The 11010-nt window shown below is 67.2% G+C and carries 11 protein-coding genes; 9 read left to right on the forward strand and 2 right to left on the reverse strand.

The annotated features are described in order from the left end of the window. Positions 1 to 57: 57 nt before the first annotated feature. Entirely contained in the window at positions 58 to 1215 is a 1158-nt protein-coding gene (gene alr, locus C6P64_RS11605) for an alanine racemase (protein WP_105748740.1), read from the reverse strand. Positions 1216 to 1376: 161 nt separating this feature from the next. Between alr and lplT the strand changes: the two genes are divergently transcribed. Beyond that, positions 1377 to 2660, forward strand: a complete 1284-nt coding sequence (gene lplT, locus C6P64_RS11610; RefSeq protein WP_105748728.1) for a lysophospholipid transporter LplT — start codon at positions 1377 to 1379, stop codon at positions 2658 to 2660. Between the two features lie 4 nt (positions 2661 to 2664). Here lplT and C6P64_RS11615 read toward each other — a convergent pair whose 3' ends face one another. Beyond that, entirely contained in the window at positions 2665 to 3609 is a 945-nt protein-coding gene (locus tag C6P64_RS11615; RefSeq protein ID WP_105748729.1) for an SMP-30/gluconolactonase/LRE family protein, read from the reverse strand. A 51-nt stretch (positions 3610 to 3660) separates the two neighbouring features. Here C6P64_RS11615 and C6P64_RS11620 point away from each other — a divergent pair, with 51 nt between their 5' ends. The 8 genes from C6P64_RS11620 to fusA all read left to right on the forward strand — a co-directional run bounded on the left by C6P64_RS11620 (position 3661) and on the right by fusA (position 10779). After that, on the forward strand, positions 3661 to 4077 hold the full coding sequence (locus tag C6P64_RS11620; protein ID WP_105748730.1) for a CopD family protein: 417 nt from the start codon (positions 3661 to 3663) through the stop codon (positions 4075 to 4077). A 22-nt stretch (positions 4078 to 4099) separates the two neighbouring features. Then, positions 4100 to 5215, forward strand: a complete 1116-nt coding sequence (locus tag C6P64_RS11625; RefSeq protein ID WP_105748731.1) for a VanZ family protein — start codon at positions 4100 to 4102, stop codon at positions 5213 to 5215. Then, entirely contained in the window at positions 5212 to 5562 is a 351-nt protein-coding gene (locus C6P64_RS11630) for a (2Fe-2S) ferredoxin domain-containing protein (protein WP_105748732.1), read from the forward strand. The genes C6P64_RS11625 and C6P64_RS11630 overlap by 4 nt, the downstream gene beginning before the upstream one ends. An 8-nt stretch (positions 5563 to 5570) precedes the next feature. Next, entirely contained in the window at positions 5571 to 6203 is a 633-nt protein-coding gene (locus tag C6P64_RS11635; RefSeq protein ID WP_105748733.1) for an alpha/beta hydrolase, read from the forward strand. 53 nt (positions 6204 to 6256) lie between these two features. After that, positions 6257 to 7453, forward strand: coding sequence for a D-alanyl-D-alanine carboxypeptidase family protein (locus C6P64_RS11640; protein WP_105748741.1), 1197 nt, complete (start codon positions 6257 to 6259; stop codon positions 7451 to 7453). Positions 7454 to 7576: 123 nt separating this feature from the next. After that, positions 7577 to 7954: a 30S ribosomal protein S12 gene (rpsL, locus tag C6P64_RS11645; RefSeq protein WP_105728160.1), complete on the forward strand. Its 378-nt coding sequence runs from the start codon at positions 7577 to 7579 to the stop codon at positions 7952 to 7954. 165 nt (positions 7955 to 8119) lie between these two features. After that, on the forward strand, positions 8120 to 8590 hold the full coding sequence (gene rpsG / locus C6P64_RS11650; RefSeq protein WP_105728161.1) for a 30S ribosomal protein S7: 471 nt from the start codon (positions 8120 to 8122) through the stop codon (positions 8588 to 8590). 86 nt (positions 8591 to 8676) lie between these two features. Next, positions 8677 to 10779 carry an elongation factor G gene (gene fusA, locus C6P64_RS11655; protein ID WP_105748734.1) on the forward strand — a complete coding sequence of 701 codons (2103 nt, stop codon included), beginning with the start codon at positions 8677 to 8679 and terminating at the stop codon, positions 10777 to 10779. Positions 10780 to 11010 lie beyond the last annotated feature (231 nt).

The following is an 11010-nucleotide window of genomic DNA, read 5'->3' on the forward strand; positions in this document are numbered from 1 at the left end:
AGGGACTTACCCGAACAGGCCCGAGCCCGCCGCCAGCCGTTGCGCGTGCGGGCCGGCTCAGGCCAAGCCAGCAGCCGCTTCGGCCTCATCGATCGCGAATGGCACCCGGGCCGCCACCGCGCACAGCAACTCGTAGGCAATCGTCCCGGCGGCCTGCGCCACCTCGTCCACCGGCAGCAGGCTGCCATGCTGGCTGCGGCCCCACAGCACCACCTCGTCCCCGATCCGGCAGGGTGGGCCATCGGCCTCCGCCGGTCCCAGCTCCACCGCCAGCATGTCCATGCTGACCCGGCCGACCAGCCGGCTGCGCATCCCCCTGACCAGCACCGGCGTGCCGCTGCCGGCGTGGCGCGGATAGCCGTCGGCATAGCCGCAGGCCACGATGCCGATGCGCATCGCCGCCGGCGCGACGAAGGTCGAGCCATAGCCGACCGATTCGCCGGCCTCGACCTGCTGTACTGCGATCAGTCGGCTTGCCAGCGTCATGGCCGGCTGCAGCTCCCAGTCGGCGCTGCGATGCTCGGGATGGTCCGGGGCGCTGCCGTAGAGCGCGATGCCGCCGCGCACCCAGTCGGCCGCCAGCTGGCCCGATCCCAGGGCGCGCCCGGCATGGCGCAGCGTGGCGGCACTGTTGCACAGGCTGCGCTCGCCCGGCAGGTCGCGCGTGGCGGCGGCGAAGGCCTCGAGCTGGTGCGCGATGCCGTCGGCGCCGAAGCGCGGGCTGTCGGCATCGCTGAAATGCGTGATCAGCGAGATCTCTTCGACCTGGGGCAGGGCGTTGAGCCGAGCCCAGGCCGCGCGCAGGGCGGCCGGCCGGAAGCCGAGCCGGTTCATGCCCGAATTCATCTTGAGGAAGACGCGGTGCGGCTGGTGCGTCTTGTGCGCGGCCAGCCAGTCGATCTGCTCCTCGCAGTGCACCACATGCCACAGGTTCAGGCGCGAGCAGAGCTCGAGGTCGCGTGCCTCGAAGCAGCCCTCGAGCAGCAGGATGGGTCCGCGCCAGTCGAGCGCGCGCAGCCGCTCGGCCTCGGCCAGGTCGAGCAGCGCGAAGCCGTCGGCCGCGCGCAGCGCGGGAAAGACCCGTTCCAGGCCATGGCCGTAGGCGTTGGCCTTGACCACGGCCCAGAGCCGGGAGTCGGGCGCAGCACGCTGCAGGCGATCGAGGTTGTGGCGCAGGGCGCCAAGATGGACGGTGGCAAGTATCGGGCGCGGCATGGCCATCATGTTAGCAATGAAGCGGTCACGCCGGGCTGCCCGGTGCCTGAGCCGTGACATGCTATAAACCCGGCACCCGTGGAACGAATCCCCGGCCAGCCCTTGATCCGCCCCGGCAAGACCCTGCGACCCGAACCTCCAGCCCCCCAGAACAGACACCCATGAAGCGCGGCTTCTACACCATCATGACGGCGCAGTTCTTCAGCTCGCTGGCCGACAATGCCCTGTTCGTCGTCGCCGTCGAGCTGCTGCGCAGCAGCCACGCCCCCGAATGGCAGCGCACGGCGCTGGTGCCGATGTTCGCGCTGTTCTATGTCGTGCTCGCGCCCTTCGTCGGCGCCTTTGCCGACGCCAAGCCCAAGGGCCGGGTCATGTTCATCAGCAACGCGATCAAGGTGGTGGGCTGCCTGCTGATGCTCACGCCCATGCATCCCCTGCTGGCGTTCTCGATCGTCGGCCTGGGCGCAGCCTCCTATTCGCCCGCCAAGTACGGCATTCTGACCGAGCTGCTGCCGCCTTCGCAGCTGGTCAAGGCCAATGGCTGGATCGAGGGCCTGACGATCGCCTCCATCATCCTCGGCGTCGTGCTCGGCGGCCAGATGGTCGGCCCCGCCGTCTCGGGCTGGCTGCTGGGCTTCGACCTGCCCCTGGTCGACACCGGCCTGGACACGCCGGCCGAGGCCGCGATCGGCTGCCTGGTGCTGGTCTATGCGCTGGCGGCCTGGTTCAACACCCGCATCCCGCTGACCGGTGTCGCGCCGCGCCACATGCCGAGCAACCCGCTCGCGCTGCTGCCCGACTTCTGGACCTGCAACAACCGGCTCTGGAGCGACCGCCTGGGACAGATCTCGCTCGCGACCACCACCCTGTTCTGGGGCGTCAGCGGCAACCTGCGCTACATCGTGCTGGCCTGGGCCGCCGCTGCGCTGGGCTATGGCACCACCCAGGCCTCCAGCCTGGTCGGCGTGGTCGCGATCGGCACCGCGATCGGCGCCGTCGCGGCCTCGATGCGCATGCGGCTGGACCAGGCCACCCGCGTCATGCCGCTGGGCATAGGCATGGGCCTGCTGGTGGTGCTGATGAACGTGATCGACAATGTCTGGGTGGCAGCCCCGTTCCTGATCCTGCTCGGCGCCTTGGGCGGCTTCCTGGTGGTGCCGATGAACGCGCTGCTGCAGCACCGCGGCCACAACCTGATGGGTGCCGGCCGCTCGATCGCGGTGCAGAACTTCAACGAGCAGGCCTGCATCCTGGTGCTGGGCGGGCTCTACAGCTATTCGACCAGCGTCGGCCTGTCGGCCTTCGGTGCCATCACCGCCTTCGGCCTGGTGGTCGCGGCGGCGATGTGGCTGATCCAGCGCTGGCATGCCCGCAACCAGCGCGAGCATCCGCACGAGCTGCAGCGCCTGCTCGAAATCGCGCGCCGCGACGACCTGCACGGCTGAGCCTTCAGTCCTCGTAGCGGTTGACCGGCAGGCCCGGCACCTCGACCCGCAGCGCGAATACCGCGCCGCTGTCCGGATGGCGCTTGAGCGCCTGCGCATCGAGCCCGCTGCGCGCCGTGGTCAGGAACAGGGTGCGCAGGTCCGTGCCACCGAAGCACAGCCCGGTCGGGCGCTGCACCGGGGTCGGGATGCGGGCCAGCAGCTGCCCTTGCGGATCCAGGCACAGCAGGCAGCCGCCGTCGAGCAGCGCGACCCAGTAGCGGCCGAGCCGATCCACCGCCGCGCCCTGGGGCCGCAGGGTTGCCCCATCAGCCGGCTCTGCTGCCTGCCGACGCCAGAAGGGCTGGGCGTTCGCCAGCACCGGCGGGTACTGGCCGGCGCTCGGGAGCGCATGGGTGTCGATCCAGCCGCGCTGGCCGTCGCCCCAGTAGAGCCGGCGGCCATCGGGCGACCAGGCCAGGCCGCAGGACTCGACGACCCCGCTGGCGACCTGCAGCAGCTCGGGATGGGGCCGGTCGCGCCGGCGCAGGCAGTACAGCCCGCCGATCGCCTGCTCGCCGGACTCGGCGCGGGTGCCGACCCAGAACCGGCCCCAGGGATCGCACTGACCGCCATGGAAGCGCTGGCGCACCGGGTCGTAGGGCGCGACCGCGATCTGCTGCGGCACATCCTGCCAGCTGGCCGACAGCAGGATGCCGTTGCGCATTGCCATCAGCAGGGCGCCGCTGCGGCAGGGCGCCAGGCTGCCGGGAGCCTGCGTCAGCTGCCAGAGATCGCTGCGGCCGCTGGGCAGGTGCAGGCGCCAGATCCTTTCCTGGACGCTGTCGACCCAGTACAGCCGCTCCTGCTGCGGGTCCCAGAAAGGCGAGGCACCCCAGGCGCTGCTCGGCGCCGTGATGCATTTCCATGCCTGGCCGGCATGCAAGCTGACAGGCGTTGTGCTGCTCATGGACTGCCCCCCTTGCAGCGATGATAGGTGGCATTCGCTACACTGACAAACATGCTCTGGATCAAGTCTTTACACATCGTTTTCGTGGCCAGCTGGTTTGCCGGCCTGTTCTATCTGCCGCGCATCTTCGTCAACCTCGCGCAGGTCGAGCCCGGCAGCCAGGCCGAGCGCGATCGCCTGTTGCTGATGGCGCGCAAGCTCGCGCGCTTCATGACCATCCTGGCCGTGCCGGCGCTGGTGCTCGGACTCTGGCTCTGGCTGGGCTACGGCTTCAAGGGGGGCTGGATGCATGCCAAGCTGCTGCTGGTGGTGTTGCTGCTGGGCTACCACCATGCCTGCCTGCGCATCCTCAAGGGCTTCGAGCAGGGCAGCAACCGCCGCAGCCATGTCTGGTTCCGCTGGTTCAACGAAGTGCCGGTGCTCATGATGCTGGTCATCGTGCTGCTGGTGGTCGTCAAGCCCTTCTGAGGCCGTCACACCGGGCCAGTCCATGCCGGCTTCCCGCCGCACCATCGCCGCGCCGCTGGCCCTGTGCTGGCTGGTCCTGATCGTTCACGCCAGCCTCTATCCCTTCAGCGGCTGGCGTTCGCAGGACATGCTGCCCTGGGCCTATCTCTCGGCCCCCTGGTCGCCCTATTGGACCGGCTTCGATGTCGGGCTCAACCTGCTCGGCTACCTGCCGCTGGGCTTCCTGTTCGTGCTCGCGCTGGCGCGCAGCGGCCGCACCCGCTGGGCCTGGCTGTTCGGCCTGCTCGGACCGGCCCTGCTGTCGCTGCTGCTCGAGGGGCTGCAGAGCTATCTGCCGCAGCGCGTGCCCTCGCGGCTCGACCTGCTGCTCAATGCTGCCGGCGGCGTCATCGGCGCGCTGCTGGCGCTGCTGTTCCTGCGCTGGCGCCTGATCGCGCGCTGGAACCGCTTTCGCGCCGACTGGCTCAGCCACGAACCGCCCGCCGGCTATGTGCTGCTGCTGCTCTGGCCGCTGGCGCTGCTCTATCCGACGCCCTTGCCCTACGGCCTGGGCCAGGTCTGGGAGCGCGCCCTGTCCGCACTCGGGATCTGGCTGCAGGACACGCCGTTCGAGCAATGGCTGCCGGTCCAGGCCGATGCCCCCGCGCTGAGCCCCCTGGTGCAGGCGCTGGCGGTCGCGCTGAGCCTGTGGGCGCCCTTGCTGCTGGGCTTCGCCCAGCTGCCCCTGCTGCGCCAGCGCCTGTGGCTGATCCTGGCCTGGGGCCTGGTCGCCCCGGCTGTCGGTGCGCTGTCGGCGGCGCTGACCTATGGCCCGTCGCGCGCCTGGGACGGCTTCACGCCGCCGATCTGCCTCGGGCTCGGGCTGGCCAGCGCGCTCGCGCTGGCTGGCCTGCCGCTGTCACGCCGTGCCAGCGCGGTGCTGCTGCTGCTGGCGCTAGGCCTGGCGCTCGGCCTGCTCAATGGCGCGCCCGAGAGTCCCTATTTCGCGGTCTCGCTCGGGGCCTGGTCGCAAGGTCCGTTCACCCGCATCCATGGCCTGTCCCAGTGGCTGGGCTGGCTCTGGCCCTACGCCGCGCTCGGGGTTGGCCTGCGCCTGGCCCTGTGCATGCCATCCCACCACTACAATGCCCAGGCATGAGCGAACCGAACCGGAATCCCGACTCCTACTACGAGCGGCACATCTTCTTCTGCCTCAACCAGCGCGACAACGGCCAGGACTGCTGCGCCGCGCACGGTGCCCAGCAGGCCTTTGACCACTGCAAGGCCCGGGTCAAGGAGCTCGGGCTGGCCGGTCCGGGCAAGGTCCGCGTCAACAAGGCCGGCTGCCTGGACCGCTGTGCCGGCGGCCCGATCGCCGTCGTCTATCCGGAAGCGGTCTGGTACAGCTTCTTCGACCAGGCCGACATCGACGAGATCGTCGAATCCCACCTGCGCGACGGCCAGGTGGTCGAGCGCCTGCTGACGCCGCCGACGGTCGGTCGCTGAAGGGCAGCATGAACTCCCGCACCGAATACCTGCAGCAGGCCGGCCCGGCCGGCCTGCTGGAAGTCGCGATCGACCGCCCGCCGCTCGATGCCGTCCAGCGCGGCACTGCCGTGATCGCCCACCCGCACCCGCTGTTCGGTGGCACGATGCAGAACAAGGTCGTCGGCACGCTGGCGCGCGCCTTCGTCCAGGCCGGCTGGACCGCCGTGCGCTTCAACTTCCGCGGCATCGGCAAGAGCGAAGGCAGCTACGACAACGGCGTCGGCGAGATCGAGGACCTGCTGGCCGTGATCGAGGCCCAGGCACCGACCGGCCCGCTGGCGCTGGCCGGCTTTTCCTTCGGCGGCTTCGTCACCGCCAGCGCCGTGGCCCGGCTGCATGGCCGGCGCGAACCCGAGAAGCTGATCCTGGTCGGCACCGCCGCCAGCCGCTTCCAGGTGCCGCCGGTGCCGGTCGAGCTGCATCCGCGCACCCTGGTGCTGCACGGCGAGCAGGACGACACCGTGCCGCTGCAGGCGGCGCTGGACTGGGCCCGGCCGCAGTTCCTGCCCGTGACCGTGATCCCGGGCGTCGAGCATTTCTTCCACGGCCAACTGACCCTGCTCAAGGGCCTGGCCGTGCGTCACCTGTCGCAGGCCTGATGGCCTGCTGTGCCGGAGCCGCTCGCGGCGCCGGCGTCCACCGAGAGTTCCCGATGTCATCCATTCCTTCCGTCCTGCGCCGCTGGTCGGCGGCCGGCCTGTTGGCCGTTGCCTTTCTCCATGCGCCTGGCGCGCAGGCGCAAGCCCCGGCGGCGCCCGAAATCGCTGCGCGCGCCTACCTGCTGCTCGACGTCACCTCGAACCAGATCCTGGCGGCCAAGGACGCCGACATGCCGGTCGAGCCGGCCTCGCTGACCAAGCTCATGACCGCCTATGTGGTGTTCGATGCGCTGAAGGCGAAGAAGATCACGCTCGACCAGACCTTCGCGGTCAGCGAGCGCGCCTGGAAGATGCCGGGCTCGCGCATGTTCATCGATCCCAAGATGCAGGTCCGGGTCGAGGACCTGCTCAAGGGCATGATCGTGCAGTCGGGCAACGACGCCACCGTGGCACTGGCCGAAGGCGTGGGCGGCAGCGTCGAGCGCTTCGTCGAGCTGATGAACCAGCAGGCCAAGGCGCTTGGCATGAAGAACACGGGCTATCGCAACCCCGAGGGCCTGACCGCGCCCGGCCACACCACGACTGCGCGCGACCTCAGCGTGCTCTCGACCCGCCTGATGCGCGACTTTCCCGAGTATGTCGGCTACTACGCGATCAAGCATTACCGCTACCCCGGCACGCCGGCCGCCAACGACAGCAACCGCAACCTGCTGCTGTTCCGCGACCCCTCGGTCGACGGCCTCAAGACCGGCCACACCGATGCCGCCGGCTACTGCCTGGTCGCCACCGCCAAGCGCGACGTGCCGGCACTTGGCACCGGCGTCGCCGGCCAGCGCCGCCTGCTCAGCGTGATGCTGGGTACCTCGAGCGAGAACGCGCGCGCCACCGAGAGCCAGAAGCTGCTCAACTGGGGCTACACCGCCTTCGATACCGTGCGCCTGTTCCCGGCCGGCCAGCCGGTCGCCACGCCCGCGGTCTGGAAGGGCCAGTCCGCCGTCGTCAAGCTCGGCCGTCCGGAAGGCGTGGTCGTGACCGTGCCGGCCGGCGAGGGCGCCAAGCTCAAGACCCAGATCCTGCGACCCGATCCGCTGGTCGCGCCGCTGCAGAAGGGCCAGAGCCTCGGCACGCTGCGCGTGACCAACGCCGCCGGCGCCGTGGTGATCGACAAGCCCCTGGTCGTGCTCGAGACGGTCGAGGAGTCGGGCCTGATCGGCCGGGCCTGGGACTCGCTGCGGCTCTGGATCAAGTGAGGCCGGGTGCCGCGGGTTTGCATTTTCTGCACCCACGTACTACAATCATGAGCTTTTCGGAATATTCCGAAGGGGATCCCCTTGTCGGGATTTGTTTAATTTCAAACGTTTAGGGACGTTTCAATGCCAACCATCAACCAACTCATCCGTCACGGGCGGGAGGTCGAAAAGACCAAATCCAAGTCCCCCGCGATGGAAAACTGCCCCCAGCGTCGTGGCGTGTGCACCCGTGTGTACACCACGACCCCGAAGAAGCCGAACTCCGCTCTGCGTAAGGTCGCCAAGGTTCGCCTGACCAACGGCTTCGAGGTCATCTCCTACATCGGCGGCGAAGGCCACAACCTGCAGGAACACAGCGTCGTGCTGGTTCGCGGCGGTCGTGTCAAGGACTTGCCGGGTGTGCGTTACCACATCGTCCGCGGCTCCCTCGACCTGCAAGGCGTCAAGGACCGTAAGCAGTCGCGCTCCAAGTACGGCGCGAAGAAGCCCAAGGCCAAGTAAGCCAACGGCTCTGCTGTAAGCAAACAAAGGTGCTGTTTCCCGCGTGGCGCGGCGAATCAGCGAAGTGACCCCAAGCGCATGTCCTGCGTGGGTCGAGTAAGTGGGAGTCCTGAATGGCTCTCGCGGTGTTTGAAAAGACGCCAACTGAAGCAACAGAGGTAAAAAATGCCACGTCGTCGCGAAGTCCCTAAACGTGAAATTCTGCCGGATCCCAAGTTCGGCAATGTCGAGCTCTCCAAGTTCATGAACGTGATCATGGAAGGCGGCAAGAAGGCGGTTGCCGAGCGCATCATCTACGGTGCACTCGAGCAGATGGAAAAGAAGACCGGCAAGGATCCGCTGGAACTCTTCACCACCGCCATCAACAACGTCAAGCCGATGGTGGAAGTCAAGTCCCGCCGCGTCGGTGGTGCCAACTACCAGGTGCCCGTTGAAGTGCGTCCGGTCCGTCGCCTGGCCCTGTCCATGCGCTGGCTGAAGGAAGCTGCCCGTAAGCGCAGCGAGAAATCCATGGCCCTGCGCCTGGCCAACGAACTGCTGGAAGCCAACGAAGGCCGTGGCGGCGCGATGAAGCGCCGTGACGAAGTCCACCGCATGGCCGAAGCCAACAAGGCCTTCAGCCACTTCCGCTTCTAAGCCGGGGCTGGTCTCAGCATAGGCAAACAGGCCCGCGCATCCCCTAAAAGGGGTGGCGGGCTTATCCACATCAACGGAGTAATCTCATGGCACGTACCACGCCCCTCGCGCGTTACCGCAACATCGGTATCTCGGCCCACATCGACGCCGGCAAGACCACCACCACCGAACGCATCCTGTTCTATACCGGCGTGAGCCACAAGATCGGTGAAGTGCACGACGGCGCTGCCACCATGGACTGGATGGAGCAGGAACAGGAACGCGGCATCACGATCACGTCCGCCGCCACCACCTGCTTCTGGAAGGGCATGGACGGCTCCTACCCCGAGCACCGCTTCAACATCATCGACACCCCCGGCCACGTGGACTTCACCATCGAGGTGGAGCGTTCCATGCGCGTGCTCGACGGTGCCTGCATGGTCTACTGCGCCGTGGGTGGCGTGCAGCCGCAGTCGGAAACCGTGTGGCGCCAGGCCAACAAGTACAAGGTGCCGCGTCTGGCCTTCGTGAACAAGATGGACCGTACCGGTGCCAACTTCTTCAAGGTCTACGACCAGATGCGCCTGCGCCTGAAGGCCAACCCGGTCGCGATCGTGATCCCGATCGGCGCCGAAGACAGCTTCCAGGGCGTGGTCGACCTGATCAAGATGAAGGCGATCTACTGGGACGAAGCTTCCCAGGGCATGAAGTTCGACTACCGTGACATCCCGGCCGAGCTGCAAGCTCAAGCCGACGAATGGCGCGAGAAGATGGTCGAGTCGGCTGCCGAAGCCAACGAAGAGCTGATGAACAAGTACCTCGAAGAAGGTGACCTGTCCGAAGCCGAGATCATGGCCGGCCTGCGTGCCCGCACCCTGGCGACCGAGATTCAGCCGATGCTGTGCGGCACCGCCTTCAAGAACAAGGGTGTCCAGCGCATGCTCGACGCCGTGATCGACTTCCTGCCCTCGCCGGTGGAAATCCCGCCGGTCGCCGGCACCGACGAAGAAGACCAGCCGATCAACCGCAAGGCTGACGACGAAGAGAAGCTGTCGGCTCTCGCGTTTAAGCTGATGACCGACCCCTTCGTCGGCCAGCTGACCTTCGTGCGCGTGTACTCGGGCGTCCTGAAGAAGGGCGACTCGGTCTACAACCCGATCAAGGGCAAGAAAGAGCGTATCGGCCGTATCGTCCAGATGCACGCCAACAACCGCCAGGAAGTCGAAGAAATTCGCGCCGGCGACATCGCTGCCTGCGTCGGCCTGAAGGAAGTCACCACCGGTGAAACCCTGTGCGACCCGTCGGCCATCATCACCCTCGAGAAGATGGTGTTCCCGGAGCCGGTGATTGCCCAGGCCGTCGAGCCCAAGTCCAAGGCCGACCAGGAAAAGATGGGTATCGCTCTGAGCCGTCTGGCGGCAGAAGATCCGTCCTTCCGCGTCCGCACCGACGAGGAATCGGGCCAGACCATCATCGCCGGCATGGGCGAGCTGCACCTGGAAATCATCGTCGACCGCATGAAGCGCGAATTCGGCGTCGAAGCCAACGTCGGCAAGCCGCAAGTGGCCTACCGCGAAACCATCCGCTCCAAGGTCACCGACGTCGACGGCAAGTTCGTCCGTCAGTCCGGCGGTAAGGGCCAGTACGGTCACGTCGTGCTCACCATCGAGCCGCAGGAACCGGGCAAGGGCTTCGAGTTCGTCGACCAGATCAAGGGCGGCGTGGTGCCGCGCGAGTTCATCCCGGCGGTGGAAAAGGGCCTGATCGACACGCTGCCGAACGGCGTGCTGGCTGGCTTCCCGGTCGTCGACGTCAAGGTCACCCTGACCTTCGGTTCCTACCACGACGTGGACTCGAACGAAAACGCCTTCAAGATGGCTGCTTCGATGGGCTTCAAGGACGGCTGCCGCAAGGCCAACCCGGTCATCCTCGAGCCGATGATGGCGGTTGAAGTCGAGACCCCGGAAGAGTACGCTGGCAACGTGATGGGCGACCTGTCCAGCCGTCGCGGCATGGTCCAGGGCATGGACGACATGGTCGGTGGCGGCAAGGCCATCAAGGCCGAAGTCCCGCTGTCGGAAATGTTCGGCTACTCGACCACCCTGCGTTCCGCTACCCAGGGCCGTGCGACCTACACGATGGAGTTCAAGCACTACGCCGAAGCTCCGCGCAACGTGCAGGAAGCCATCATCGCCGCACGGGCAAAATAAGTCTGTTTGGGGCGGACCACGTCGCGTAGCGGCGTGCTCCGTACCCAACTGACTAGATGGGACTGTCCAACCCGCGTCGGCGAGTTGCCCTGTCTCCAAGTTTTCCCGGTCTGCGACCTCACGCCGTCCTGTTCCCGTGCGGGGCGAGCCAGCAGTGGGGTGCAGACCTTAAACCCCACACGGGCATTGTTCTTTTAAAGGATTTGCATCATGGCAAAAGAGAAATTCGAA

Source organism: Malikia granosa, from assembly GCF_002980595.1.
GTDB lineage: Bacteria > Pseudomonadota > Gammaproteobacteria > Burkholderiales > Burkholderiaceae_C > Malikia > Malikia granosa.